The organism is Streptomyces sp. NBC_01294 (genome assembly GCF_035917235.1).
Taxonomy (GTDB): Bacteria; Actinomycetota; Actinomycetes; order Streptomycetales; family Streptomycetaceae; genus Streptomyces; species Streptomyces caledonius.
The window spans coordinates 678,867-705,004 of the sequence record NZ_CP108423.1; the positions used below are offsets into that span (position 1 = coordinate 678,867).

A 26,138-nucleotide genomic window follows, 5' to 3' on the forward strand; every position below is an offset into this window, starting at 1 on the left:
ATGGCGGGCCGGGCAGGGGACCGCAGGGCTCATGCCCGACAGGCGCAGGCCGTGCAGGCGGCGGGCAAGTCCGAGACGACCATCGCGGACGTCTACGAGGCGACGATGACGGTGCCGTGCCTGCGAGGGAGTGTGCGCGCTCCTGAACGGTATCCACTGGTCAGCCGGCTTCCATGCGGAACCACCTCTGCCGACCTGCGGGCAGGTCCGCAGTCACGCCATCGGGCAGGCACAGGGGAAGGGGAGGCGCCGTTCGGGATGAGGGGACCGCGATGCCCAGTTTTCCTGGGACGAACCGGACATGAATGCCGCGGTGCCCCAGGCAGTCGACGGTGAAGGAGCAGCGCGGCACCTCCCGGAGCGGGACGGGGTCGATGCGCAGTCCGTCCGGGCCGACCTCGAGCCCCACGATGCCCCGTTCGATGAGGTCGAGGGTGCCGGCCATGGCTCCGAGGTGGATGCCTTCGCCGGTGGTGCCGCCCTGGATGTCCATCACGTCGCCGAGCAGTGCTTCCTCGCAGTACCGCCAGGCGTCGGGTCCCTTGTGGCGGGCCAGGACCCAGCCGTGGACGAGGCTGCTGAGCGTCGAACCGTGGCTCGTGCGCTGCAAGTAGTACGCGACGGTCGCCCGCCAGAGGTCATCGTCGAGCCGGTGGCCGAGCCGGGCGAAGATGTCGTGCAGCTCGTCGGGGCGGAAGAGGTAGCCGAGCATGAGGGTGTCGGCCTGCTTCGACGCCTGGTAGCGGTTGACCGTGTCGTCCTCGGACTCCAGGATCCGGTCGAGGCGGCGGATGTCCGTGTACCGAGCGCGATAGGCGTCCCAATCCAGCTCGGCCAGATCGCCGTAGCCCTCGAACTGGCTGATGACATTGCCGTGCAAGGGGACGTGAAGACGGCGTGACACGTCCTCCCAGCGGTTCAACACCTCTGCATCGACATCCAGTTGCTGCTCAAGTTGACGCATGCGCGTCCTCGGCAGCTCTGCGGCCAGCTCGAGTGCGCGGGCCAGCACCCATGCGGCGGTCACGTTCGTGTAGGCGTTGTCGTCGATCCCCGGAGTCGCGGCCCCGGGGTAGGCGTCGTGGTATTCGTCCGGGCCCACGACGCCGCGGATCCGGTAGCGCTCCCGGTCGGTGTCGTAGTCGGCGACCGCCCCCCAGTAGCGGGCGATACCCATGAGCAGTTCGGCGCCGGGGCCGTACAGGAAGCCGGTGTCACCGGTGGTCTGCGCATAGCGCCAGACGTTCCAGGCGATCGCGGAGCCCACATGGCGCTGGAGGTGGGAGTGGTCCGGGAGCCAGCGGCCGGAGCGCGGATTGAGGTGCAACGTCTGCGTTTCCTCGTGCCCCGAACTGGCGCTCTGCCAGGGGAACATCGCGCCCGGTCGCCCGGCCCGCCGCGCTGCGGCACGGGCCGCGGGCAGGCGCCGGTGGCGGTACATGAGCACGGCGCGTGCCACCTCGGGGAGGTGCAGGGTGAGGTAGGGGGTGACGAACAGCTCGTCCCAGAAGACGTGGCCCCGGTATGCCTCTCCGTGCAGGCCTCTGGCGGGTACGCCAACGTCGAGCTCCGCCGTGTGCGGGGAGAGGGTCTGCAGGACGTGGAAGGCGTGGAGGCGGAGGATCCGGCCGGCCTCACCGGGCACCTTTACCTCGCCTCGGCTCCACAGGTCTTCCCAGGCGGCCTTGTGGCCGGCGAGCGCGGTCGCGAAGTCCGGTGCGTGCGTGACGTGTTCGACCGCAGACGTGAGCGGATCGCCCGCGGGTCGGTCCAGCGAGCTGTAAAGGGCGGCTGCCTTGAGGACGACGACGGGATGTCCGCGGGAGATCGGCAACCGGAACGTCTGCGCGGTCGCCTCCTCCGTGCAGCTCAGGGTCACGGCGGCCAGGGGGCGGGAGGATGTGCGTACCGCGATGCCGATCCGGGTGCGGAAAGAGGTCGTCTCGCAGGAGAGCCAGGCGATGCCGTCCGCGCCGACGCCGGTGCGGTGGCCGGTGAGGTGGCGCCCGTTGAGGGCCCGGTACCGCGCGACGCCGGCATTGGTGACGTCACCGTCGAGTACGGACTGGATCTCGATGGTTCCGCGCCATCCGGACGCGCGGAAGGTGCTCTGCTGGGCGGCGAGGTAGGGGTCCGCCATGTGAACGAGCCGGGTGTGGGTGACACCGAGCCGGCGGCCGTGGCCGTCCTGGAACAGCATGCGGCGGGTGAGGGTCCCCGCGTGCAGGTCCAGGACGGCGCGGTGGTGGCGCAGGCTCGGGTCGTCGGGAGTGAGCCACTCCCCCGCCGGCCCGTCCTCCGGCAGGCAGCGGTAGCGCACCCGGGTCCAGTCGGGGAGGTTGACCATGTCCTCGTTGCCGATCTGTTTGCCGGCGACCTGCGAGGGGAGCCAGTTGTAGCAGCCCGCCGCGTAGGTGCCGGGATAGTGCACGGCGTCGGCGGGTGATTCGGGGGCGGCTCCGCGCGTGGCGAACCGGCCGTTTCCCAGCGTGCACAGGGCCTCGACGACCCGCTCCGTCTTCGGGTCGTAGCGGTCGAAAGTCCAGGTCCACGCGGTGTTCACGGCCGCGCTCCGGCAACGGTGTCGACGACGGCGGTGAGGTCATGGAGGACGACATCCGCGCCGCGATCCCGCAGGTTCGCTGCGGCGGACGTGCCGCCGGACCGGTCGAGGCCGATCACCAGGCCGAAGTGCCCGCGTCGGCCTGCCTCCACCCCCGCCAGAGCGTCTTCGACCATCGCCGCGTCGGCCGGGTCCACATGCAGCCGGCGTACCGCTTCCAGGAACAGGGCGGGGTCCGGCTTGCCCGCCAGGGTCAGCCGCTCGGCATCCGTGCCGTCCACGAGCACGTCGACGAGGGGGGTGATCGCGGCGGACTCCAGCAACGGGCGGGCATGTCTGGATGCGGAGACCGCGGCGCACCGCATCCCCTGGGCACGCAGCGCTTCGAGTGCGGGCCGGACTTCCGAGAACGCCTCGACGGCTCCGGCCTGGAGCGCTTCCGTGAACGCGCGCTCCTTCCGGGCGGCGACCGCCCACGCCGTACCGCACCCCGGCGGATCCGCGGCGTCGCCCGGCGGGAGCTCGATGCCGCGCGCGGTCAGGAAGGCGAGAGCGCCGTCGAGACGGGGTTTCCCGTCCACCAGTTCCCGGTACTCCCGCTCGGTGTCGAAGGGCGGCTGAGCTGCGTGGCCGGGGACGGCCGCCCATGTGTCGAGGCAGCCGTCGAAGGCGGACTTCCACGCAGCTGCATGGAGCGCGGTGGAGTCGAGGAGGACCCCGTCGGTATCCAGGACGACGGCTCGAAGCGGGCTCACTGCCGGATCACCCGGCGCCCGGTGATCCGGATCGCAGTGACCTTCATCCAGTGGGTCCGCGGACCGCCGGCCCAGGGCAGCGAGTACGAGACGGCATCGAGCCGGCCGAGTTCCTCCGCATCGGTGACGCCTTCTGCCTCACCCACGGCCATGACGCTCCAACCCAGGCGCGTGACGTCGTCGATGCGGTCGACCTCGAAGGCCATTTCCGTCCCGGCGGCCCGCGCGAGCACCGCGTCACCCGAGGTCCTGAAGGCGATGTCGCGGCCCGCCACTACGTAATTGACCGGGAAGATCGCCGGACCGTCCGGGGTGAAGACGGCGATCCTGCCGACGCCGTGCGTGGAAAGCAGCCGCCGACACTCGCCGTCGGACAACTCGACCAGCTCGGCGTCCCGCACGGCCGTTCCTCTGCCGGGCGGGTATTCCGTCGTCGCGCCGGAGAGTTCCGCCGCGGTCGTCCCCAGCGCGTCGGCGAGACGCAGGAGGGAGCCGATCGCCGGCGCTGCCGCGTGTTCCTCCAGGTAGGTGATGTACGCGCCGTCAGCCCCGCAGCGCTCACCCAGTTGGTCCCGGGTGAGGCCGAGCTCCTCACGGCGCATGGCGATCCGCCGTCCGAGGTCCGTGCGTCCGGCCGGCGCCTCCGCGGCGCCCGGCCTGTGTTGGGTTCTGCTCATCGTCTTCACGTCCTCTCGGTGTCACGGCCGGGTGGCCGGGACGGTGACGGCGTCGTGCCGGGCCCCACCGAGCGCGACCTTGAGGGCACCGGTGTCGCCCGCACGGGCTGTGCCGGCGATCGTGTGGCCCAGCACCCGCCCGCTGCTCCCGCAGCACTGGCCGTAGTGGCTCTCTCGGCAGAAGCGGCAGCGGCCGCAGGCCGAGATGCAGGAGACGAGCACCCGGTCCCCCCGGGCCGCACCGTAGGGACGTCGCCGCCGGTCTCGACGGCGGTGCCGACCGCCTCATGGCCGAGGATCCTGCCCGGGGTCCCCTCGGGCACGTCGCCCTTGACGACGTGCAGGTCGATACCGCAGATGGTGACGTCGTCGACACGAACGATCGCGTCGGCGGCGTCATTGATGCCCGGGTCCGGTAGGCCCTGCCATGCGGTCTGTCCGGCGCCGTGGAAGACGAGTGCCTCCATGACGTCCCTTTCTTCCATTTCCCACCGCTTGAGGTGTCACCGCCAGGCTGGACCGGACTCGACCGGCCGCGCATGGGCCGATCGGTCCCCTGCCGGGGCCTGTCGGCCCCCTGCCGGCCCATGCACGCGGTGCAATGGTGAGAACCGGATCCCCTTACCGAAGGGAGGGCGGGTCATGTCCGAGACAGCCCCGCGCCCCGCTGCCACCTCGCCCAGACCCGCACTTCTGCGGTTGCTCGGTGCCGTACGCACGGTCACCGGCAGCAAGTTCCTCGTCGAGAGCGACCACGCCCGCATCCTGGTCGACTGCGGGCTCTTCCAGGGTTTCGCGGACCTGCGCCGTCGCAACTGGGAGAAGCCCGGCTTCGATGCCTCCGACCTCCACGCCGTGGTCGTCACCCATGCTCACCTGGACCACTGCGGCTATCTGCCGCGCCTGGTCCGGCACGGCTTCCGTGGTCCGATTCTGAGCACCGCCCCTACCGCCCGGCTCGCCGAGATCGTGCTCCGTGACAGCGCCCGCCTCCAGATGGAGGCAGCCGAGCACGCCAACAGCAACGGCTGGTCCAAGCACCGCCCCGCCAAGCCGCTCTACGACGACGCGGACGTCGAGAACACGCTGAAGTTCTTCGACCCGGTCGAGATCGGCAGCGAAATCGAGATCATGGCCGGAACGAAGCTGAGGCTGCACCACGGCGGGCACATCCTCGGCTCCGCCTGGGCCCACCTCACGCTGGAGGACGGCCACACCCTGGCCGTCAGCGGCGACCTGGGCCGTCCCGGGCACCCCCTGCTGCTGCCCCCGGAGCCGTTCTCCGGCGCCGACGTGCTACTGATGGAGTCCACCTACGGCGACCGCCGCCACGACCACGAGACGGCGCGGCGCGAGTTCGCTGCCGCGGTCACCAGAACGCTGTCGCGTGGCGGAACCGTGGTCATCCCGTCGTTCGCGATCGATCGGACCGAGGTCGTCCTGCACGAGCTGGCCGAGCTGCGCCGCGACGGCACCTTGCCCCGGAGCGTACCCGTCTACGTCGACAGCCCCATGGCCTTGGCCGCCCTGGACGTCTACCGGGACGCCCTGCGCTCCCACTCCCCCGAGCTGCGGCCCGAGATCCTGGCCCAGGGCGAGGCGGCGTTCAGCCCGGAGCCGTTCCTAGCCGCTCGTACCGTCCAGGAGTCGATCGACATCAACAGCACCACCGGGCCGGCAGTCATCGTCGCCTCCGCCGGCATGGCCACCGGTGGTCGGGTCCTGCACCACCTCCACCGGCTCTTGCCCGACCCCCGCAACGCCGTCGTCATCGTCGGCTTCGCCGCCGCCGGAACGCGGGCGCGTGACCTCGTCGACGGCGCCCGCACCCTGAAGATGTTCGGCGAGTACATCCCCGTACGTGCCGAGGTGGCCGACGTACCCCACTTCTCCGCCCACGCCGACGCCGACCAGATCATCGACTGGCTGCGTGCCGCCCCCGCCCCGCACACCACCTACCTGGTCCACGGCGAAGAAGCAGCGGCCGGGACCCTCCGGGAGCGCATCGACCGCGAGCTGGGCTGGACGGCCGTCGTACCCAAGCCCGGGGAGGCCGTCCTGGTCCGCTGACCCGGGCCGTATGGGCCCTGCGATATGCACCGCGAGGCCCTCCCGCACTCCGAGGACCGGCGCGAGCCTGGAGGGGAAGGACTGGAGGCACACCATGACCACCGTGAACACTCTCCTGGGCGAGATGGAACCCGAAGCGCGTGAGGCCCTGCTCGCCCACGCTCACCGCGTGGACGTGCCCGCCGGAACCCGCATCTTCAACGAACGGCAGCGGGCGGACCGCTTCTGGATCATCGAGAACGGCACCGTCGACCTCGACCTGCACATCCCGGGGCACAAGGCCGCCCTCGTCGACACCCTCGGTTCGGGAGAGCTCCTCGGCTGGTCCTGGATGGTCCGTCCTGAGCCTGGCACCTGGGCGCCGTCACCACCCACCCTGTCCGCGCACTCGAATTCGACGCGGTGGCCGTACGGAAGCGCTGCGACGAGAACCCGCCCGTGGGCGGTTGCATATCCACCGCTGTTGCCGCGGTCGTCGCCCGTCGGCTCGACTCGTCCCGCACCCGGATCCTCGATCTGTTCGCACCCCACCACAGCGACATGCCCCTCGCCTACGCCCGCTGAGGACCAGCCATGACCTCCACCCCGTACACCGTCAACGACGTCATGACGAAGACCGTCGTCACCGTCACGCCCGCCGCCGAATTCAAGGAGATCGCCACCGCGATGGAGCGCTGGAAGGTCACCGCGGTCCCCGTCATCGAGGGCGAAGGCCGTGTCGTCGGCGTAGTCTCCGAGGCCGACCTGCTCACCAAGGAGGAGTTCCACGAACACGGACCGAGCCTGATCGAGCAGATGCGCCGCCTCGGCGACACCGCGAAGGCCGGATCGGTCCGCGCGGAGCAGCTGATGACGAGCCCGGCCGTCACCATCCGCCCCGACGCCACGCTCCCGCGGGCCGCCCGGCTGATGGCCGACCGCCGCATCAAGCGCCTTCCGGTCGTGGATGCCGACGGCACTCTCCTCGGCATCGTCAGCCGCGCCGACCTCCTGAAGGTCTTCCTCCGCGCCGACGACGACCTGGCCGCCGAAGTCCGCCGCGAGGTCGTCGAGCGCCTGTTCCCGCTCTCTCGCCGTGACATCACGGTTGAGGTGACGCACGGCGTCGTCACCCTGAGGGGACAGACCCGCGACCCCCACCTCATCCCCGTGGCCACTCGCCTCGCCCGGGCTGTCGAAGGCGTGGTCGGCGTGCACTCCCGACTCGAAGGCCCCGCATCCCCCTGACCGCTGTCCCTGCGCTACGGGGCCAGGTCCCGCTTCATCAGCAACGCGTGGCCCAGGACGAGCCCCACTGCTCCGACGCCGACCAGAACGCCCAACTGCGGCCACAGCACGTGGCCCTGCGCAAGTGCGTCGCCCGGTGTGTAGTAGTGGAAGGGACTGATGAACCGCAGGGGCGCCGCCTTCGACCAGGCCAGCGCGATGAAGTTCAGAGCAAAGCCGACCGCCCCGATCGCGATCGTCGCACCGATCACCTGGGCGCGTCTGCTCCCCCAGGCCGACACGGCCAGAGCCGGTCCGGCCAGGCACAGGGCGAAGCCGCACCCCATCAGCCCGGCGGCGAAGACACCGCTGAGCGGCACGTCCCGGTGGATGTCCGGCGACAGCCAGACGCCCGCCGCCACCGTCAGCGTCGCCGCGGCGTTCAGAGCGAGGGCGGCGATCACCACGGCGGCCGTCCGCTCGGCGAGCAGCCGGTTGCGGCTCACGGGGCGCACCATGATCAGCTCGATCGTCCCGGATTCCACGTCGGCCGCCACCGCCGCCGCGGCCAGGGCACCGATCGCGGTCAGCTGCATGGCGATCCAGAACGGATGCACCAGTCCGGCCCCGAGCAGCCCCGGATAGCTCGCGATCGAGACGTCTCCGCCTGACCCGCTGAACGCCCGGTACGCCGACGGGGGTCCCTTCCCGCCCGCCGAGAACAGCTGCCCGGGCGCGATCGTGTTCGCCACCACCACGATCAGCGCCTCGAAGACGACCATCCCCACCACCAGGGCCATCAGCATCCGCCGACGCCGGTGCAGTGCCAGCCACAGCAGGGGCCACCGCGCCTTCACGGCGCCGCCCCCTCCGCCTTGCCGTTGCGGTACAGGTCCAGGAACGCCTCGTCCAGACCCGCCTCCTCCACCATGACGTCGGCCACCCCCAGGGCCAGCAGCTCGCGCAGCGCCCCCACCACCTCGCTCGGGGGTACGAGCAGCTCCACCCAATCGCCTTCCCAGCGGGGCGCCCACTGCTCCGCGCGCCCCAGAGGGCGCGCCCCCTTCCCGTCACCGAAGGTCAGGCGGATCCGCCGCGCACGCGCCTCCCGCAGGGCGGCCACGCTCTCCACCGTCACCAGGCGCCCGTCCCGGACGATCGCCACGCGTCCGCAGGCCCGCTGCACCTCCGGGAGCACATGGCTGGACAACAGCACGGTGCGGCCGTCGGCCGCAGCCTGCTCCATCAGCTCGAAGAACGTCTCCTGCACCAGAGGGTCCAGCCCCTCGGTCGGCTCGTCCAGTACCACCAACCGGGGATCGTGCTGCAGCGCCTGCACCAGGCCCAGCTTCTGCTTCATGCCCCGCGAGTACCCGCCGACCGTGCGCCGCAGGACCGCGGGCGTCAGTCCCAGCCGATCGCACAGCTCGGCTCGCCGTGTGCAGGGCCGGCCCTGGAGGGAACACAGCAGGTCGAGGGTTTGCGCCCCGGTGAGCTCCGGGTACAGCCGCAACTCACCTGGGAGATAGCCGAGTTCCCGAGCCACCCGGCGGTGATCGGCGAGCGGGTCCATCCCCAGCACCCGCACATGCCCGGCCGTCGGACGCAGCAAGCCGGTCAGGCATCTGAGGGTGGTGGTCTTGCCGGCCCCGTTCGGTCCGAGGAAGCCGAACACCTCGCCCGGACCGATGCCGAGTGTGAGTTCCTCCACCCCGACCACTGCCCCGTACCGCTTGGTCAGTCCTCTGAGCTCGATCGCGTCCATGGCGCCCACCCCACCAGTCTGTGCCCTGGCCCGGACCGACGCGCAGTGAGCCGAGAACGGGCCCCACGGCACCACCGAAAATACCCCCGGGGGTACTAGTGCTACGCTCGAGATATACCCCCGGGGGTAATTCTCGCGAGAAGGAGCGACAGCGTGTTCTTCATCGACACCCTTGAACTGGAAGGGCTCGGCAACCGCAGCTACCTGGCGGGCGGTGCCCACACGGCCGTGGCAGTGGATCCGCCGCGCGACGTCGACCAGGTGCTCGCCGTGGCGGCACGGCGCGGGGTGCGGATCTCCCACGTCGTGGAGACGCACGTCCACAACGACTACGTCTCCGGCGGCCTGGACCTGGCCCGCCTCACCGGCGCGGCCTACCTGGTGCCCGCCGCGGCCCGGGTGTCCTTCGACCGCACCCCCGTCCATGACGGCGACACCTTCGCCGTGGACGACGGCATCACGCTGCGGGCCCTGGCCACCCCCGGCCACACCCCGCACCACACCTCCTATGTCCTGGAGGAACAGGGTGCGGCCGTCGCCGTGTTCACCGGAGGTTCCCTGCTGATCGGGACGGTCGGACGGCCCGACCTGGTCGAGCCGCGGCTGACCGAGGAGCTGGCCCGCGCCCAGCACGCCTCCGCACGCCGGCTGGCCGCTGAACTGCCGGACGAAACCCAGGTGCTGCCCACCCACGGGTTCGGAAGCTTCTGCTCCTCCGCCCAGGCCGACGGGGACGCCACCACCATCGGCAAGGAAAAGGCGGGCAACGACGCCTTGGTCCAGGACGTCGACGCCTTTGTCTCCGCCCTGCTGGCGGGGCTCGACGACGTGCCCGCGTACTACGCCTACATGGGGCCGGCCAATGCCGCAGGCCCGGCTCCGGTCGACCTCACCGCACCTCCCGTGGCGGACGCCGCCGACATCGCTGCCCGCCTGGCCGCCGGGGAGTGGGTGGTCGACCTGCGCAACCGCATCGCGTTCGCCCAGGGGCACGTAGCGGGGTCGTTCAATTTCGAGGCCGACGGGAAGATCGCGACCTACCTCGCGTGGTTGATCCCCTGGGGCAAGCCCGTCACGCTCCTCGCGGAATCTCCCGGGCAGCTGGCGAAGGCGCAGCGGGAACTGGCCCGGGTCGGGATCGACCGCCCGGCCGCAGCCGCCACCGGAGAGCCTGCCGAGTGGATCTCCGCGAACGAAGAACTGCGGAGCTTCCCGCGGGCCACCTTCGCCGACCTCGCCACCCTGGACCCCTACGAGTACCGGATCGTGCTGGACGTACGGCGGGACTCCGAACGCGCGGACGGCTGGATCAAGGACTCGGTGCACATCCCGATCCACCAGCTCCACCGACGCCAGCACGAGTTGCCGGCCGGAGTGGTGTGGGTCCACTGCGCGGGCGGAATGCGCGCGGGGATCGCCGCCTCCCTGCTCGACGCCGCCGGACGCGATGTCGTGGCCGTCGACGATTCCTTCGACGCCGCCCGAAGCGCGGGCCTCCCGATGGTCACCGGGCCCCGTTCCGGCAGCTGACTGCTCACCCTCCCCGTTCCCCACGAGAGAAGGACCCGATGATGTTCCTCTTCCGGCGCGGCCCTGCCCGCGTGACTCCAGCCGATGCCCATCAGCGCGCCCGAGACGAGGGTGCCGTCCTGCTCGACGTGCGCGAGCGGGCGGAATGGACGGCTGGGCACGCACCCGGCGCCGTGCACGCCCCGTTTTCCGCCCTGCTGGCAGGCGCCGCCCTGCCTCGGGACGCCGAGGGACGGTCGCTGATGGTGATCTGCCGCTCCGGGCACCGGTCCCGGCAGGCCGCGAGACTCCTGACCGAACGGGGAGCCGAGGCCGTCGACGTCACGGGCGGCATGAACGCCTGGGCCGCAGCGGGACTTCCGGTCGTCGACGGCCACGGAAACCGCGGCTCGATAGCGTGAGCACGCTCGTCCTCGCCCTGATCGCAGGAGCCTTTGTCGGCTTGGCACTCGGCGCCCTGGGCGGCGGAGGCAGCGTGCTCGCGGTCCCGGCACTGATCTACCTGCTCGGATTCACGCCGGCCACCGCCACCACGGCGTCGCTGATCATCGTCACCGCCACGTCCGCCACCTCCCTCTACACCCACGCCACCTCCGGCAACGTCCGCTGGAGAACCGGTGCCCTCTTCGCAGCCGCCGGCATCCCTCCCGCCATGGCGGCAGCCGCCCTCGCCGCACGACTGCCCGGACAGCTGCTCACGGCCGCGTTCGCAGCCGTCGCGGGCCTCGCGGCCCTGCGCATGCTCAAGTCCCCCGCGCCCGAGAACGAGGTCCACCCGGTCCGCCCCGTACGGGCCGCCGGAGCCGGCGCGGGCCTGGGTGCGGTCACCGGATTCCTGGGTGTCGGCGGCGGATTCCTCGCCGTCCCCGCCCTCGTAGGGGTGCTGGGCCTGAGGATGCGGGTGGCCATCGGGACCAGCCTTCTCGTCATCACGGTCAACTCGCTCGCCGCGCTCACCGTCCGTACCGGCAGCGCCGCACCTCTGGACTGGGCGGTCGTCGCGCCCTTCACAGGGGCGGCGATCCTCGCCGCCTGGGACGGAAAGCGCCTGGCCGCCGCGATCAAGGGCCCGACCCTGCAACGGATCTTCGCTGTCGTGCTGCTGTCCGTCGCGGCCTTCATGCTCACCGACGCGGTCCGCTGACAGCGGATCCACCCCACGGCCACACCCCCACAGCACGCCCGGTATCCGCACCCGGACACCGCCCACAACCAGCAGGAGACACTCCGCCATGACCACCCCCCACGCCCTCAGCGCCCACCAGGCCCACACCCGCCTGCACGAGCTCACCGTCCTCGACGTCCGCACCCCCGGCGAATACGCCGCAGGGCACCTGCCCGGCGCCCTGAACATCCCGCTCGACCAGATCTCACGCGCCCTTCCCGCCATCCGCCACGCCGCCGACCGCGGCGACATCCTCGTCGTCTGCACCTCCGGAGCACGCTCCGACAGCGCCTGCCAGACCCTCGCCGAGCACGGCATCGACACCGCCACCCTTGCAGGAGGAACCGGCGCCTGGGCCGCAGCGGGACACGACCTCCACCACCCCGAACAAGCCCCGCGCACGACGTGGGGCATGGAACGCCAGGTCCGCCTGACAGCCGGCGCCCTCGTCCTCGCGGGCCTCGGGCTCGGACTGATCCACCCCGCCTTCCAGCTCATCTCCGCCGCCATGGCGGGCGGCCTTGCCTTCTCCGCCCTCACCAACACGTGCGGCATGGCGGCCGTCCTAGCCAAGCTCCCCCACAACCGGCCGCAGCCTGGCGACATCGATGCCACACTCGCGACCCTCCTCGATCGCTGACCTCGAGGGCAAATACCCCCTGGGGTACCATGGAGACGAACAGCACACCAAGCAGGAGGTACCCGGTGAAGGTCGACGACGACGCGGTCAGTGCAGTCCTCAACCGGCTGCGCCGCGCCCAGGGGCAGCTCGCCGGTGTCATCGCCATGATCGAGGCTGGGCGTGACTGCAAGGACGTCGTCACCCAGCTCGCCGCCGTCTCCAAGGCCCTCGACCGCGCCGGATTCAAGATCGTCGCCAGCGGCATGCGCCAGTGCCTGAACAACGCCGACGAAACCCAGGCCCCCATGACCGAGGAAGAACTCGAAAAGCTCTTCCTCACCCTGGCCTGACAACCATCCGGTACTCCGCGAGCCCACTCAACGGGTCGGCCACGCGCCCCCATCCGATGGTCGCCAACCGGATGGTTGGTCGCGTACCAGCGGGCACATCATCCGGCCATCCGCGGGCAGCGCGGTGAACGGATCTACAACGGATCCGACACTGCAGGTACACAAGCACACCGCGATCGTCCCTGGCTTCCCTCTCGGCGGCAGCCACTATGAGGAACCCGCCTCACCCGGACCGCAGCCGGTGAATCCGGGTGCCGAACACGCGCCAGCGCCGCTCGTTGTCGCGCACGAGTGTTGCCGATTCCGCGAGGAGGTCCGCCGCTCGGTCGAGCAGCTCGGACGCCGAGTAGAGGTAGGCGGGGGCGTTCCGCTCGGACCGGAGGTCGGACCGCAGCGCCGCGGGAGAGAACGTGACCCGGTCCAACAGGTCAAGGGAGCGGCGCAGCAGCCTGGCCACCAGCGCCAGCAACCCCGCCGACTGCCAGTCGTTGGCGATGATGCGATGGCGCTCCCCGAGCAGATCGGCAAGCGCCGGATAGGCTGCCAGCAGGCCTACGGCCTCCCACGCCTGCCCCATGGCGTGCGCGAGCCAGATTCCGGTCTGGTCGCTGTCCTCCGCAAGCTCCCTGACATCCCGCTTCAGCCGCTGGAGCTCGACGGGCTCGTCCTCCCCTTCCATGAAGAGGATCCCCGACTCCGCGACGAGCCCGGGGGCATTCAGATCCTCCGCACCGGCGAACGGATTCCCTGTCGGCTCACCGACGTCGGTCACGCTCCACCGGCCTGCCAGCGACTTCAGTGCCCGGGACCGCGCCTGAAGCTCGTCCGCCTGCCGCAACGGAGCCTGCGAGTAGAACTGCTCGTGTTCTCGATGGAACCGTGCGAGGTTGGCGATCACTTGCAACAGCGGTTCGGGAGGGATGGTCTGCGCCTCGTCCTCGGGCATGCGAGAAGTGTGCGCCCAGGACCCCGCCCACCCGAATGACAACACGCCGCCCGGTCAGGAGCAGGACCAGCGTCTCCCGCTGCTGGTGCAGAGCAGGTCACGGAAGCGCCACCGGCTCCTGGCGCGGCAGCAGCCGTTGCGGCGCTCTCACCAGGAGCGCAGGCTTCTGTACAGGCGGAGCCGAGCCCATCCGGGAGGCGAACGAGAGTATGGCGCACCCCGCAGACCACCGCACTACGGGCAAGGAGCGCAGCACGGCGGTGCTGGATGTGCGGGGCATGGTGCGCGCGAGCCAGCAGAGCACCGTCGCGACCGTACTGGGCCGTCGGCCCGGCGTGCTCGACGTCGAGGTCAACCCGGTGGCGCAGTCGGCCACGGTCGTCTTCGACCCCCGGCGGACCTCGCTCGCCGAGCTGCGCGCATGGGTGACCGAATGCGGATATCACTGCGCCGGCCAGTCGGTTCCCTCGCACATCTGCGATCCGATGCAGGAACCGGACCCGCCCGGCTTGACGGCTGCGCCGCAGCGCCCGCAGACGACGCCCGTCACTACAGCAGGCACGCGCTCGCCCGACGAGGCGAAGGGGCACGGCGGCCACGGGGGCCACGGCGAGATGTCGATGGCCGCGATGGTCGCCGACATGCGCCACCGCTTCCTGGTCGCGGTGGCGTTCTCCGTCCCGATCGTGGTCTGGTCGCCGATCGGCGAGGAGGTCTTCGGCTGGCACGCACCCGTTCCGTTCGGCTTGCGCCAGGACGTGTGGGCACTGTTGCTGAGCCTGCCGGTGATCTTCTACTCGTGCTCGATCTTCTTCGTCGGCGCAGTCCGGGCCCTGCGTGCCCGTACGTTGGACATGATGGTGCTCGTGGCGGTCGCCGTCGGTGCCGGCTGGCTGTACTCGCTGATTGTCACCCTCACCGGGGGCGGGGACGTCTTCTACGAGGCGGCCACCGTGCTGGCCTCCTTCGTCCTGCTGGGCCACTGGTTCGAGATGCGTGCCCGCGGCGGTGCCAACGATGCCATTCGTACTCTCCTGGACCTCGCCCCGCCGAAAGCCGTGATTCTGCGGGATGGTGTGCCCGTGGAGGTCGCCACCGCCGAGGTGGTCGTCGGGGATCTGCTGCTCGTACGCCCCGGGACGAAGATCGCCGCGGACGGGGTCGTGGAGGAGGGTGAGAGCGAGGTCGACGAGTCGACCGTGACCGGGGAGAGCATGCCCGTGCACAAGGGCCCCGGCTCCCCGGTGGTCGGCGCCACCCTCAACGCCAACGGCACGCTGCGGGTGCGGGCGACCGAGGTCGGTGCGGACACGGCACTGGCCCAGATCGTCAAGCTCGTCCAGGAGGCCCAGAACTCCAAGGCCCCCGGTCAGCGGCTCGCCGACCGGGCCGCCTTCTGGCTCGTCCTCGTCGCCCTCGTCGGCGGCGCCCTCACCCTGGCCGTGTGGCTGCTCGCCACCGACCGGCCCTTCGGCGAGGCCATGCTCTTCGCCATCACCGTGGTCGTCATCACCTGCCCGGACGCACTTGGCCTGGCCACCCCCACCGCGATCATGGTCGGGACCGGGCTGGGCGCCCAGCGGGGCGTGCTGTTCAAGAACGCCATGGCCCTGGAGGCGTCCGCAGGCATCCGCACCGTGGTCATGGACAAGACCGGCACCCTCACCAAAGGCGAACCCGAAGTCACCGACGTGATCAGCGTTCGCGGCGGCGACGAGGACGAGATGCTGCGGCTGATCGCGGCCGTCGAGCAGGAATCCGAGCATCCGCTGGCCGCTGCGGTCGTACGGTACGCCGCCACGCGCGGCGTCGCCGCCGCACAGGCCCGCCACTTCGAGAACGTACCGGGCCACGGCGCGACGGCCGTGATCGACGGCCACCGGGTCGCGGTCGGCAACCGCCGCCTGATCGAACGTGAAGGCGTCGACCTCGGGCCCCTGAGCGGCCGGCGCGAGGAACTGGACGCCACCGGCCGCACCGTCGTCATCGCCGCTGTCGACGGCCGGGTGGCGGCCCTCCTCGGGATCGCCGACGCGCTGCGGGAGACTTCCCCGGCAGCGGTGGCCGACCTCCACAGCCTTGGCATCGAGGTCGTCATGCTCACGGGCGACAACCGGGCGACCGCCGAACGGATCGCGCAGCGCCTGGGCATCACCACCGTCATCGCCGACGTCCTCCCCGGCGACAAGGCCGCCAAGATCGGCGAACTTCAGCAGGGCGGCCGCACAGTCGCCATGGTCGGTGACGGTGTCAACGACGCGCCCGCCCTCGCCCAGGCCGACCTGGGCATCGCAATCGGCGCCGGCACCGACGTGGCCATCGAGACCGCCGACCTCGTTCTGATGCGCTCCGACCCCCTGGACGTCCCCACCGCCCTGCGTATCGGCCGGGGCACCCTGCGCAAAATGCGCCAGAACCTCGGCTGGGCCATCGGCTACAACGCCATCGCCCTGCCCATCGCCGCTGGGGTCTTCGAACCCACTACAGGCCTGATCCTCCGCCCCGAGATCGCCGCCCTGTCCATGTCCGGGTCCAGCATCATCGTCGCTGTCAACGCCCTCGCGCTCAAGCGCCTCCACCTGCCCCGCCCTCAGCGAACGGATCCGGCGGGCGGAGACGGCGAGCGGGGCTAAGGGCTGTCCCGGGGCGCCATTCGCGGGCGCGCCCTACGCTGGGAGATATGACCGGCCGCGAGCCCCGCACGGCACCACGGGTGCTGATGCGGCTCACCAAGATGCTCGTCCTGGCCCTCACCGTCGGGCTGCTCGGTATGCACGCCCTGGGCCCTGCGGCCGCTCTGCCGTCGCCGGTCACCGTCGAGCACACGTCCCACCACCCGCCCACTGCACATGCCGGTCCGCACTACCTGTGCCCCGACGACGACCACAACACGGGCCGCCACATCAGCCACGCGGACACGATGTGCGCCTCCGCGTCCCTGCCCAGCGCCCCCGACATCACCGCACCGGACAAAGTACCCATCACCGGCGCGGAGCACGAAGCCGATGCCGTTGCCCCGGTGCCGAACCTGCTCTCGGCGGCCTACAAAGCCGTCGGAAAGCGGGCGCCGCCGTCGCTCGCCGAACTCCAGCTCCTGCGGATATAGGGACTCCTCCTGCGGTGCGCCTCCCGCGACCGCACAGTGCCCGTTCCCTCCGCACTCGATCACTGGAGTCAGCGAAATGAACACGAACCGATCCGTACCGCGTCGTGCGGCCCTGGCAGCCACCGCGGCCGCCGTCGGCCTGGTCCTCACGGCCTGCGGCACCGACGACAGTACAAACACTGCCGGCACCGCTGCTGGTACTTCCACGACCGCCCCGGCTCCGTCCGAGGCCGAACAGCACAACAAGGCGGACGTCGCCTTCGCGCAAGGGATGATCCCCCACCACCGCCAAGCCATCGTCATGTCCGACATGGCCCAGTCGCACGGCGCGTCCAATGCGGTCAAGGCCCTCGCCGAGAGGATCAAGAAGGCGCAGCAGCCGGAAATCGACGCCATGGCCGGCTGGCTGAGGGCATGGGGCGAGAGAGTGCCCTCCGGCATGGAAGGCATGGATGGCATGGGACACGGCGATGACGACTCCACCCTGCCCGGCATGATGGATGACGAGGACCTCAACCGCATCGGGAGCGCGCGGGGCAACGCCTTCGACACCATGTTCCTGATCCATATGATCGAGCACCACGAAGGCGCGATCGACATGGCGGAAACCGAGAAGCGGCAAGGCCTCTACGGCCCGGCCAAGACCCTTGCCGACGACATCATCACCTCCCAGACCGCCGAGATCACCCAGATGCGCGAGATGCTCAAGAACGGCTGACCATGCGGTGTGGATGGCCTGAGTGCGCCTTGCCGGCCGACACCGTCACGGGCAATACGCACGGCGTGTGAGTGACCCGGGCACCGGCCCGAAGGTCCCCCGTGTCTTCTGGTGGTGCGGAGACACCAGACCGCCTTCGGCGTCCGGTGTCTCCGCACGGTCCGGTTAGAGCTTTGCGATGTCCTTGTGGATCACTTCGATCCCTCCGTCGTGGTAGGCGACCAGGCGGATCTTGAGCTGATATCCCTTGGGCGCCTTGATGATCTGGTTGATCGTCTCCCCGAGGCTGCCGCCGTGACATGGAGGCTCTGAATTGAGGGCGGTCCAGCCGTCCTCCACGTCCTTCGGGTCGTTCCACTCCACCCAGACGCAGTCGGGCTCGCCGGAGAAGGCCTGCAGCGAGATGATCTTGACCGAGTTCACCGCGCCGTCGACGCGCTCATAGGTCACAGTCGCGGAATTGCGGTGGAGGCCGGCGCCGGCCTCCAGGTTGACCGTACTGACCAACGTGTCAGCAGCGGCCGGGACTGCTCCTCCCGCTATCGTCGCGGCCATTGCCGCAGCGGTGACAGACAGGGCTGATATGCGCATGTTCCTTCTCCAAAGAAGCTAGTTGAGGGAAATTCACCCTAGCCATGCATGCGGGCTCACGGTCCGACAACATCCGCCAATCGGCCGGAATCGAACCTCACCTCGCGTACACGGCGGGTCCGGTCCCCGACATCGCAAGGCGGAGGTGCTCCTGCGCACTGTACGGACTCGGGAACCTCCGACAAGGCGATCAGGTGCGGTGCCGGGCGGCCATGGACCACGAATTCCGGCTGCTCAACGACGTGACGTCAGGAAGTGACTGCGACCGCCACGTCTGACCGGCGGGCACCGCGTGACCACAAGCGGCACGGACAGCCCACAGTGCGAAGCCGGCCCCCTGCCGAGCGTCAGCTCTCACTTCGCCGGCGTCAGCCGGTCCCTGGTGGTCACGCTTGCAGCAGCGAGACTTGAGCGAAGGCGAAGAGCGAGTCGACGGCAATGCCCTCGCCGTCCTTCAGCAGGATGCCGAAGACCACGCGGAGCGTGCCGAAGTCTTGGATGAGACGGTGGTTTGGGATTTGGGCAGCCACCTGCTTGAGGAGCTTGGCCCGTACCTCCGAATCGCTCAGCAAGGTCTCCACTGCGACCACGCCTTGGGCGAAGAGGTGGTTGAGGGGGCGGTACTGGAGGTGGCCTTCTTGACGCAGATCAGCTGACCGTCAGGGCCCAAGACATCGCAGATCTCCAGCCCTCCACCCTTGAATTTGCTGGTGTGGCCGACGGCCGGGGCCGGTCGCGGCGGAAGCTGGCTCAGGTGTGGAGGCGGCTGTTGGGGCCGTCCTGGTCCCGGGCGCTCTCGTCGTTGAACCAGTAGTCCCCGGCGGCCAGGTACCGGAAGGAATGGGTGCCCTCGCTGGGCAGCTCGACCGTGACGGCGCGCTTGCCGTCCTTGCGGGCCTTGAGCGTGTGCACGCCGGGCTGCCAGCCGTTGAAGTCGCCCACCACGCTGACCGGCCCCGACGGGTTGTCGGCGGGAAGGATGAAGGTGACCTCGGTGCGGTCCTTGCGCAGCGTGCGCTCCAGCATGGGTGCTCCTGACGGGCGGTAGTGGATGGGTGCGTCGCCCATCGTGGGTAGTGCGCGCACGGCCCGCACGCCGACCCGGCCACCCGCGTCCCGGTGTCACTCGCCCACCGCGCCAGGTGACACCAATGGCGCGAAACATCACGCAAAGTGTCATCCTGGCGGGTAGGAGTCCTGTTCCGCAGTAGCGCCAGGAGCCGATAATCGATGCCCAGCAGGCTGTGCCGGGGGGGTGCGTTGTCGCGCAACGACGCAGGCTCTGATTCAGGAGTCGCGGATTGTGCTGGAGTGCGCGGACAAACACTCGATCATGGAGGTGCCGCGTCGGCGCATGGCCGGCAAGACCGTCATCGACTGCACGCACGGCGGAATGCGGCAACTGGTCACAACCGGTTGCTCGTGCGGTAGCAGCTCGCGCACTTGTGGCCAGAAGCGCCCAGGGCTCTGAGAATGTCGACGTGCGCTGGCCAAGACCGCGACCGCGTACCGCGTACCGCGTACCGCCTTCGTTGACCGGGAGAGAAGATGACCATCAAGGACATCGGGCCGGAACCTCAAAGCTTCGACCTTGAGAAGGCGACGCTTGAAAACACGGACTATCGCGCCGTCGCCTGGTCTGGGAAGTATCTTCAGTTGACCCTCATGTCGATCCCGGTGGGTGAGGACATCGGCTTGGAAGCACACCCGGAGACTGACCAATTCCTACGACTCGACGCAGGCCGGGGCCGCGTCCAGATGGGCCGCGCGAAGGATCGACTCGACTTCGACCAGGAGGTCGAGGATGGTTGGGCAATCTTCGTACCCGCCGGCACTTGGCACAACGTCACCAACATCGGTGACGAGACCCTGCAGCTCTACGCCGTATACGCACCGGTCCACCACGCGTCGGGCAAGATCCACGCGACAGCCGCCGACGCGGAGCGCGACGAGGACTCAGGCGACGACGAGCCGGCAAGCTGGTCGGCCCAGCCTGACCAACAGCCATCGGACGAGCACGCCTGACCACCGAGGGCTTATCGCGACAGTAGTTCCTCGCCCAGAGGCGAGCCGGGAGAATCACGCTCCTCCCCTCCGCCCGTACACCCATCTGGCCCCACGGCACGCGACGTTCCGCTCGACCTCTGTCCTGGCAGCGGCCGGGATCGGGAACGGGATCGACCGCAGCGCGTGGGAACAGGCCCCGATCTCCTCGAGCTGCAGTGAGCGGGGCCATGCCCAGCGGACGGTGCGCCGGGCAACGGTCGGCGCGACCACCTGGGTACCGCAATGAGGACGGCCGCGACGCCGGAACCCACCACAGCCAGGAGTACCGACGGCGCAGGAGGATCGGAGAGTGCGGCCAAGCCGTCGATCCTCACCCTGACGATGAATCCTGCGGTCGATCTCTGCTGGGAGGTCGGGCACCTGGAGGACATCGGCAAGAACCGTGCCCGGGTCAGGTCGGTGGCCGCCGGGGGTGGAGGGATCAACGTCGCCCGTCATGTCGTGCGGCTCGGAGGACGAGCCACCGCCTTCCACACCGCCGGAGGCGAAGTCGGCCTGCGCCTGAACCGGCTGCTGGACGAAGAGGGCATCGACCACGTCGCCGTCGACATCGACGACGACACCCGCGAAGCACTCGTGCTGTTCGAGGCCGAATCGCGCCGCGGCTACCACATCGTGCCACCCGGGCCGCACCTGCACGACCACGAGGGGCGGCGATCCCTGGATGCTCTGGTGCAAGCCGTTGACGGTTGCCCGTACGTCGTGGCCAGCGGCAGCCTGCCCGGCGGCTTGCCCGACGACTTCTACGCGGCCGTCGCCCGCCGCATCAGGGAAGCCGGATCCCGACTGGTCCTGGACACCTCCGGGCCGGCGCTCCGCGGAGCACTCGCCGAGGGCGTGTTCCTGCTCAGGTGCAACCGGACCGAGGCCGAGAGCCTGACCGGCCGGCCCGTCCGCGACTTCGACGACGCCCGGGCCCTCAACGAGCACCTGCTCACGACAGGAGCCGCCGAGATCGCCGTCACCACCCTCGGAGAGCTGGGCGCACTGTGCTCGACCGGCCACGGCCACACCGAGCTCTACGCGCCGCCGCTGCCCGGCGAGCCCCTGAGCGACGCCGGGGCGGGAGACAGCATGGTCGCCGCCCTCATCACACAGCTGGCCGCCGGAGAGGAACCCGTCAGCGCCTGCGCGCTGGGGGTGGCCGCAGCCGCCGCAGCGATGCTCACCCCCAGCACCGAGCCCTTCGACCTGGACGTGGCCCGATCCCTCCGCTCCCAGGTGAGGACCAGGTCCCAGACCGATGCACGACGCCAGGGCGTTTGACCCTGCCCACCCCCTGCCGTTCGGTCGGCCCCCCACCACATTGCGTACCCCGTGCCCACAAACCGACCCTGCCCCGTCACCGCGTCGGGGCGGGGCGCTGCCGGTGGTGCTGAGCCACGCCAGTGTCGACCTCGTGATGCGAGCGGGCCCGCGGTTGGGAAGACTGGAAGCATGGCGACCAAGGCAGTGCTTGAGGGCGGCCCGGACGATCTGCCCGAGCGGATCGTTCCGATCTCCGACCCCGGACAAGACCTGAAGATTCCACACCGCGGCGGGTACGAGCATTTCAAGAACACGTCGCGGCACCAGGACAGCCCGGAAGGACAACTGGCGGTCTACGAGTGGTGGGAACGAACAGAGATCGCCGAATGAAACGGACGGCCAAGGACGCTCGCCTGTACCTCACCACGGCGGCCGGGATGCGCGGGCCGACACCGCACGGTGGACTGGATCGCCGGCCTCGATCCAGTCCACCCGTTCCCCAACGGCTACCGTCCTCCTGGTACTTCGCGACCGGCTTCCAGCCGCTACCGCTCAAACGAATGGCGCGAAGGCAACGCCGCCGCTCTTGCTCTTGCTCTTGCTCTTGCTCTTGCTCTTGCTCTTGCTCTTGCTCTTGCTCTTGCTCTTGCTCTTGCTCTTGCGGAGCGAAGAGCGCAGGCGAGGGCGGGTGCGGTTGCCGGGAGGGCGCCGTCCCGCTGGAGATCACGGGCAGCGGCCGCCAGTAGGGTCAGCCGGTATGACCGTCGCTCGTTCCGTTGCCCTGTTCGCCGTGGCCGCCCTCTTCGAGATCGGCGGAGCCTGGCTGGTGTGGCAGGGCATCCGCGAGCACAAGGGCTGGGTCTGGATCGGTGCCGGCGTCATCGCACTGGGCCTGTACGGGGTGGTGGCCACCTTCCAGTCCGACGACAATTTCGGCCGGATCCTCGCCGCCTACGGCGGGATCTTCGTCGCCGGGTCCATCGCCTGGGGCGTAGTCGCCGACGGGTATCGCCCCGATCGATACGACGTCATCGGCGCCCTGGTCTGCCTCGCCGGCATGGCTGTGATCATGTACGCACCCCGCGGGAACTGATCTGCCGGAACCACGTTGCAGTTGCGTCGGTGCGCCGCGTCGAGCTCGTTCTGCAGGGGCGAGGGCGGCACGACGAGTACGGGGCAGGCGGTGCGCGCCAGGCAGTAGCGGGCCACCGAGGGCCGCAGGGGCGGCGCAACGGGGTACGTGAGCCGGTGCCGACGACCAAGAGGTCCTCCATGCCACGGGCGGTGTCCACCAGAGCGGCGCCGGGCGTGCCCCGTACGGTGAGGCCCGTGAGGGCGGCTCCGGGCTTCGCCGCACGGAACGCCGTGTCGAGTATCTCGCGGAGTCTTTCGACGGCAGCGGTACGGCATTCCGCCAGGGCGGAGGGGCTGAGGCCGTTCCGGCTGCCGAGTTCACCGCCCGGCGATTGCCACGCCAGGACGACTCGCAGCTCCGCATCCCGTGCGCGGGCCTCTGCGGCCGCCCTGTGCAGGGCGGCCGGACTCCCCAGGGTGCCGGTCACGCCGACCACGACTCTTCGCACGACCTGTTCCCTCTCCTCGCCGTCCAGTCACCGGTCCCGAGGGAAAGGCCATGAGGCACGGCGGAGCCATGTCCTTCACGGACTTCTGGCGGAGAGGTCCACAACCCTGACGCCCTGCTGATGGACTCCAGGTCCTGCCGTCAGTGATGCGTATGGAATGGCCCGGGGGCCGTATGGGTCCCGTTACGGGGTGGCCGCCGGGGCGCTGGGGCGGGGATAGCTTCGGTTGCACGTCCCGGACCGCCTCCCCGCGCCGGGGCGTGACCTGTCACTCGTGGTTCCCCAAGGAGGGCCCCATGTGCTTGTTCCAGTACGACGATTCCGACTCCGAGCCTGAGGAACAGAGCCCGGCCGGGCCTCTGTACGTGCCCGCCCGGCCGGGAGGAGCGCACGTCGTCGTGCGGCTGTTCCGCACTCCACTGGGAGCCCGTACCGCCGTTGGTTTCACCAGCCCGGAACGGCTGGCCGCCACGCTCGGTACGGCCCAGCCCTGGATCCGGCTCTCCGAGGCCGCACTCCGCGCGATGGCCCGGCCGCTCGGCGCGTCCCTGCTGACCGTGGACCCGGCCCTCACCGCGCCCCCGGTCACTGCGGCGGATGCCGGACCCACCGGAGCACCGCTCACATGGGTATCCGAGACCACGGCCCGCACGGTCTGAAGGGGAGCGGAACATGACCATCGCCGTTCTCCCTGAGATGCCCGCCGCTGCCGGTGAGCTATCCGTATGGCCCGCGTCCACGAGGCCGCTCCCGCACGGTGGCCTGGCCGTCGGCGGAGTTCCCCTGACCGAGATTGCCGAGCGGTTCGGCACCCCCGTCTACGTGCTGGATGAGGGCGAGGTGCGCGGGCGCTGCCGGACGTATCGCGACGCCTTCCCCGACGCGGACGTGCTGTACGCGGCCAAGGCGTTCCTGTCCCGCGCGATGGTGCGCTGGGTGGAGGAGGAGGGGCTGGGCCTGGGCGTGTGCTCGGCCGGGGAGTTGGAGCTCGCCGTCACCACCGGTTTCCCGCCCGAGCGCATCGTGCTGCACGGAAACGCCAAGTCCCTGCACGACCTGGAGGCCGCCCTGCGCCTCGGTGTGGGACGGATCGTCATCGACAGCCCGTCCGAGATCGCCAGGATCGCAGCTGCCGTCGGGCCAGGCGGCCGCCAGAAGGTGATGGTGCGGGTGGTCCCGGGCGTCTCGGCCGGCGGCCACGACAAGATCCGAACCGGAAGGGAGGACCAGAAGTTCGGCCTGTCCCTCACCGACGGCGGCGCACAGCACGCCGTCACCCGGATCCTGGGCCAGCCGCGGCTCGAACTGACCGGGCTGCACTGCCACATCGGATCCCAGATATCCGAGGTGAAGCCCTACCTGGTCGCCCTGCGCCGCATGATCGGGCTCATGGCCCGCATCCGTGACACCCACGGCGTGGTCCTGCCCGAGCTCGACATGGGCGGCGGCCACGGCATCGCCTACCAGCCCGGCGAACCCGCCCTCGACCTCACCGCGTTCGCCCGGCGGATGCGTACCGAACTCGTCGACGGCTGCGCCGCCGCGGGACTTCCCGTGCCCCGGCTCGCCGTCGAACCCGGACGGGCCGTCGTGGGCCCCGCCGGAGTCGCCCTCTACCGGGTGCTCGCCGTCAAGCACACCGGCGAGAACGTGTTCGTCGCCGTGGACGGCGGCATGAGCGACAATCCCCGCCCCGCCCTGTACGGGGTGCGGTACGCGCCCCGGCTCGTCGGCCGCCACTCGCCGGCCGCACCCCGTACGGCCACGGTCGTCGGCCGGCACTGCGAGGCGGGCGACATCCTCGCCTCCGACGTCCAGCTGCCGGGCGACATCCACCCCGGCGACCTGCTCGCCGTACCGGTGGCCGGTGCCTACCTGCTGTCCATGGCCTCCGGCTACAACCTCGTCGGCCGCCCCGCCGTCGTAGCGGTCCACGAGGGCACGGCCCGGCTCCTCGTCCGGCGCGAAACCCTGGAGGACCACCGGCGCCGGGACATCGGCGTCTAAGCCCACGTCAGGGCACGTTCGCCGCCGCCTGGGCTTCTCCATATCGTCACGGTGAGATGCAGGATCGCGGCAGGTGCGGCGGCCGGGCGGATCGTCAGTCCTGACGACCGCCCGGTGCCCGCAGCAGCCGCTCCTGCTCCGTTCCGGCCTCTTCGTATCCGGCGTCGGAGATCCGTTGCAGCTCGCGCAGGTCACCGGCCGCGGCCGCGCGTCGCGTGAGCAGCATTCCGGCGTGTCGGGATCCCTCGTCCAACAGATCGCTCAACTCCTCGACGTCGCCGGCCGCGTCCGCGAGATCGGCCAGCCGGTCCAGCGCGGTCTCGTTGCCCGCGTCGGCCAGGTCGCGAAGGGTCTCCCGATCGGGGTTCGTGTTCTCCATGACGCCATGCTGCAACCCTGCCCCTGGGGCAAGGTCAAGTGGGACGATGACGAGGTGATCACCATCGGACAGCTGGCCGGCTACATCGGAGTGTCGATCAAGACCGTCCGCGTCTACCACGACAAGGGGTTGCTCCCCGAGCCCGACCGCGACGCGTCCGGCTACCGGCGGTACGGCGCGAACGACGCTGTCGACCTGATCAAGATCCGGACACTGGCAGAAGCCGGTGTCCCCCTCGCTCGTATCCGGTATCTGAGAGCGGCGGGCGAGGAGGAATTCCGGCAGGCGCTGGGCGAGATCGACGTCGAACTCGACGCCCGCATCCGCAGCCTGCAGGACACTCAGGAGCGCCTGCGCCGGCTCGCCGCCGGGCGTCTGGTGCCACTGCCCGGCGAGGCCTTCGCCCATCTGGAGGATCTGGCCCGATGGGGATTCACGCCTCGATGGGTGGACCTGCAACGCGACTTGTGGATCCTCGTGTTCGCCACCCACCCGGACCGTGCGACCACCCTGTTTCACGAGCAGGCCGAGATCTTGGCCGACCCGACTCTACGGCGGCTCTTCCTCGGCTACGACCACGCGCACGACCTCGACGCCGACGACCCGCGGCTCGAGGACCTCGCCCGCAGGATCGCCGAGGCGAATCGGGAGCGCTACGGGTCCGGCGAACGGCCCGGGCTGGATACGGGCTCCGAGATCCCCGCCCTCATCCAGAGCCGGGTCAACGCTTCGTCCCCGGCATGGGAGCGGCTCGACTCCCTCATTCGCGCCCGACTGGACGCATGACGTG

General features: G+C 70.2%; 30 protein-coding genes and 1 pseudogene. 18 read left to right on the forward strand and 13 right to left on the reverse strand.

Translation table 11 applies throughout. The annotated features are described in order from the left end of the window. Nucleotides 1-160: 160 nt before the first annotated feature. The 5 genes and pseudogenes from OG534_RS03325 to OG534_RS03340 all read right to left on the reverse strand — a co-directional run. Nucleotides 161-2,563, reverse strand: a complete 2,403-nt coding sequence (locus OG534_RS03325; protein WP_326586562.1) for a glycoside hydrolase family 65 protein — start codon at nt 2,561-2,563, stop codon at nt 161-163. Continuing rightward, the gene (locus tag OG534_RS03330) at nt 2,560-3,318 is read right to left on the reverse strand and encodes an HAD family hydrolase (protein WP_326586563.1); all 759 of its coding nucleotides are present in this window, start codon (nt 3,316-3,318) and stop codon (nt 2,560-2,562) included. Before OG534_RS03330 ends, OG534_RS03325 begins: the two co-directional genes overlap by 4 nt. Continuing rightward, nucleotides 3,315-3,995 carry a helix-turn-helix domain-containing protein gene (locus tag OG534_RS03335; protein WP_326586564.1) on the reverse strand — a complete coding sequence of 227 codons (681 nt, stop codon included), beginning with the start codon at nt 3,993-3,995 and terminating at the stop codon, nt 3,315-3,317. The genes OG534_RS03330 and OG534_RS03335 overlap by 4 nt, the downstream gene beginning before the upstream one ends. 21 nt (nt 3,996-4,016) lie before the next feature. Then, on the reverse strand, nt 4,017-4,217 hold the full coding sequence (locus OG534_RS38635; RefSeq protein ID WP_442807025.1) for a hypothetical protein: 201 nt from the start codon (nt 4,215-4,217) through the stop codon (nt 4,017-4,019). Beyond that, nucleotides 4,142-4,480: pseudogene (locus OG534_RS03340) on the reverse strand (alcohol dehydrogenase catalytic domain-containing protein); the annotation flags it as partial. The pseudogene OG534_RS03340 and the gene OG534_RS38635, both read right to left, overlap by 76 nt. Before the next feature lie 157 nt (nt 4,481-4,637). Between OG534_RS03340 and OG534_RS03345 the strand changes: the two are divergent. From OG534_RS03345 to OG534_RS03355, 3 genes are all read left to right on the forward strand, one after another. Then, a complete protein-coding gene (locus tag OG534_RS03345) occupies nt 4,638-6,065 on the forward strand; it encodes an MBL fold metallo-hydrolase (RefSeq protein ID WP_326586565.1) in 1,428 nt (475 codons plus the stop codon). Nucleotides 6,066-6,159: 94 nt separating this feature from the next. Then, nucleotides 6,160-6,642, forward strand: coding sequence for a cyclic nucleotide-binding domain-containing protein (locus OG534_RS03350; RefSeq protein ID WP_326586566.1), 483 nt, complete (start codon nt 6,160-6,162; stop codon nt 6,640-6,642). Then, the gene (locus OG534_RS03355; RefSeq protein WP_326586567.1) at nt 6,639-7,292 is read left to right on the forward strand and encodes a CBS domain-containing protein; all 654 of its coding nucleotides are present in this window, start codon (nt 6,639-6,641) and stop codon (nt 7,290-7,292) included. Before OG534_RS03350 ends, OG534_RS03355 begins: the two co-directional genes overlap by 4 nt. A 14-nt stretch (nt 7,293-7,306) precedes the next feature. Here the strand turns inward: OG534_RS03355 and OG534_RS03360 are convergent, their stop codons facing one another. Beyond that, entirely contained in the window at nt 7,307-8,128 is an 822-nt protein-coding gene (locus tag OG534_RS03360; protein ID WP_326586568.1) for an ABC transporter permease subunit, read from the reverse strand. Beyond that, nucleotides 8,125-9,036: an ABC transporter ATP-binding protein gene (locus OG534_RS03365; protein WP_326586570.1), complete on the reverse strand. Its 912-nt coding sequence runs from the start codon at nt 9,034-9,036 to the stop codon at nt 8,125-8,127. The genes OG534_RS03360 and OG534_RS03365 overlap by 4 nt, the downstream gene beginning before the upstream one ends. Nucleotides 9,037-9,189: 153 nt before the next feature. Here OG534_RS03365 and OG534_RS03370 point away from each other — a divergent pair, with 153 nt between their 5' ends. The 5 genes from OG534_RS03370 to OG534_RS03390 all read left to right on the forward strand — a co-directional run bounded on the left by OG534_RS03370 (nt 9,190) and on the right by OG534_RS03390 (nt 12,703). After that, nucleotides 9,190-10,566, forward strand: a complete 1,377-nt coding sequence (locus tag OG534_RS03370; protein ID WP_326586571.1) for an MBL fold metallo-hydrolase — start codon at nt 9,190-9,192, stop codon at nt 10,564-10,566. Nucleotides 10,567-10,607: 41 nt separating this feature from the next. Next, entirely contained in the window at nt 10,608-10,967 is a 360-nt protein-coding gene (locus OG534_RS03375) for a rhodanese-like domain-containing protein (protein WP_326593445.1), read from the forward strand. Further along, nucleotides 10,964-11,710 (forward strand): sulfite exporter TauE/SafE family protein, encoded by a 747-nt coding sequence (locus OG534_RS03380; protein WP_326586572.1) that lies wholly within the window; start codon nt 10,964-10,966, stop codon nt 11,708-11,710. Before OG534_RS03375 ends, OG534_RS03380 begins: the two co-directional genes overlap by 4 nt. Nucleotides 11,711-11,798: 88 nt before the next feature. Continuing rightward, nucleotides 11,799-12,371, forward strand: coding sequence for a rhodanese-like domain-containing protein (locus OG534_RS03385; protein WP_326586573.1), 573 nt, complete (start codon nt 11,799-11,801; stop codon nt 12,369-12,371). 65 nt (nt 12,372-12,436) lie between these two features. Continuing rightward, on the forward strand, nt 12,437-12,703 hold the full coding sequence (locus tag OG534_RS03390; protein WP_442807026.1) for a metal-sensitive transcriptional regulator: 267 nt from the start codon (nt 12,437-12,439) through the stop codon (nt 12,701-12,703). A 223-nt stretch (nt 12,704-12,926) separates the two neighbouring features. On the opposite strand, the gene OG534_RS03395 is transcribed toward OG534_RS03390, so the two are convergent. Continuing rightward, entirely contained in the window at nt 12,927-13,649 is a 723-nt protein-coding gene (locus tag OG534_RS03395) for a hypothetical protein (RefSeq protein WP_326586575.1), read from the reverse strand. Between the two features lie 209 nt (nt 13,650-13,858). Between OG534_RS03395 and OG534_RS03400 the strand changes: the two genes are divergently transcribed. The 3 genes from OG534_RS03400 to OG534_RS03410 all read left to right on the forward strand — a co-directional run bounded on the left by OG534_RS03400 (nt 13,859) and on the right by OG534_RS03410 (nt 17,473). Further along, a complete protein-coding gene (locus OG534_RS03400) occupies nt 13,859-16,282 on the forward strand; it encodes a heavy metal translocating P-type ATPase (protein ID WP_326586576.1) in 2,424 nt (807 codons plus the stop codon). A gap of 47 nt (nt 16,283-16,329) precedes the next feature. Then, complete coding sequence (locus tag OG534_RS03405) at nt 16,330-16,755, forward strand: DUF6153 family protein (RefSeq protein WP_326586577.1); 426 nt, start codon at nt 16,330-16,332, stop codon at nt 16,753-16,755. Between the two features lie 76 nt (nt 16,756-16,831). Further along, nucleotides 16,832-17,473, forward strand: coding sequence for a DUF305 domain-containing protein (locus OG534_RS03410; RefSeq protein WP_326586578.1), 642 nt, complete (start codon nt 16,832-16,834; stop codon nt 17,471-17,473). Between the two features lie 165 nt (nt 17,474-17,638). Here the strand turns inward: OG534_RS03410 and OG534_RS03415 are convergent, their stop codons facing one another. The 3 genes from OG534_RS03415 to OG534_RS03425 form a co-directional block, all read right to left on the reverse strand. After that, nucleotides 17,639-18,064 (reverse strand): hypothetical protein, encoded by a 426-nt coding sequence (locus OG534_RS03415; RefSeq protein WP_326586579.1) that lies wholly within the window; start codon nt 18,062-18,064, stop codon nt 17,639-17,641. 386 nt (nt 18,065-18,450) lie between these two features. Further along, nucleotides 18,451-18,711: a DUF6119 family protein gene (locus OG534_RS03420; protein WP_326593446.1), complete on the reverse strand. Its 261-nt coding sequence runs from the start codon at nt 18,709-18,711 to the stop codon at nt 18,451-18,453. Between the two features lie 103 nt (nt 18,712-18,814). Then, nucleotides 18,815-19,090: an isoamylase early set domain-containing protein gene (locus OG534_RS03425; RefSeq protein WP_326586580.1), complete on the reverse strand. Its 276-nt coding sequence runs from the start codon at nt 19,088-19,090 to the stop codon at nt 18,815-18,817. 522 nt (nt 19,091-19,612) lie between these two features. On the opposite strand from OG534_RS03425, the gene OG534_RS03430 reads away from it, so the two are divergent. From OG534_RS03430 to OG534_RS03445, 4 genes are all read left to right on the forward strand, one after another. Next, a complete protein-coding gene (locus tag OG534_RS03430; RefSeq protein ID WP_189970037.1) occupies nt 19,613-20,089 on the forward strand; it encodes a cupin domain-containing protein in 477 nt (158 codons plus the stop codon). Nucleotides 20,090-20,353: 264 nt separating this feature from the next. Further along, entirely contained in the window at nt 20,354-21,397 is a 1,044-nt protein-coding gene (locus OG534_RS03435; protein WP_326586581.1) for a 1-phosphofructokinase family hexose kinase, read from the forward strand. Between the two features lie 171 nt (nt 21,398-21,568). Further along, nucleotides 21,569-21,769 (forward strand): DUF5988 family protein, encoded by a 201-nt coding sequence (locus tag OG534_RS03440; protein ID WP_326586582.1) that lies wholly within the window; start codon nt 21,569-21,571, stop codon nt 21,767-21,769. Between the two features lie 367 nt (nt 21,770-22,136). Beyond that, the gene (locus OG534_RS03445; protein WP_326586583.1) at nt 22,137-22,472 is read left to right on the forward strand and encodes a YnfA family protein; all 336 of its coding nucleotides are present in this window, start codon (nt 22,137-22,139) and stop codon (nt 22,470-22,472) included. On the opposite strand, the gene OG534_RS03450 is transcribed toward OG534_RS03445, so the two are convergent. Then, nucleotides 22,447-22,962 carry a universal stress protein gene (locus OG534_RS03450; RefSeq protein WP_326586584.1) on the reverse strand — a complete coding sequence of 172 codons (516 nt, stop codon included), beginning with the start codon at nt 22,960-22,962 and terminating at the stop codon, nt 22,447-22,449. The two genes, OG534_RS03445 and OG534_RS03450, sit on opposite strands and share 26 nt — an antisense overlap. A gap of 296 nt (nt 22,963-23,258) precedes the next feature. Between OG534_RS03450 and OG534_RS03455 the strand changes: the two genes are divergently transcribed. Together OG534_RS03455 and lysA are read left to right on the forward strand one after the other, a co-directional pair. Beyond that, complete coding sequence (locus tag OG534_RS03455; RefSeq protein WP_326586585.1) at nt 23,259-23,621, forward strand: SAV_915 family protein; 363 nt, start codon at nt 23,259-23,261, stop codon at nt 23,619-23,621. A gap of 13 nt (nt 23,622-23,634) precedes the next feature. Further along, the gene (gene lysA, locus OG534_RS03460; protein WP_326586586.1) at nt 23,635-24,969 is read left to right on the forward strand and encodes a diaminopimelate decarboxylase; all 1,335 of its coding nucleotides are present in this window, start codon (nt 23,635-23,637) and stop codon (nt 24,967-24,969) included. A 94-nt stretch (nt 24,970-25,063) separates the two neighbouring features. Here lysA and OG534_RS03465 read toward each other — a convergent pair whose 3' ends face one another. Next, the gene (locus OG534_RS03465) at nt 25,064-25,348 is read right to left on the reverse strand and encodes a hypothetical protein (RefSeq protein WP_326586587.1); all 285 of its coding nucleotides are present in this window, start codon (nt 25,346-25,348) and stop codon (nt 25,064-25,066) included. 6 nt (nt 25,349-25,354) lie between these two features. On the opposite strand from OG534_RS03465, the gene OG534_RS03470 reads away from it, so the two are divergent. Continuing rightward, entirely contained in the window at nt 25,355-26,134 is a 780-nt protein-coding gene (locus OG534_RS03470; RefSeq protein ID WP_326586588.1) for a MerR family transcriptional regulator, read from the forward strand. The last annotated feature ends 4 nt before the right edge of the window (nt 26,135-26,138 follow it).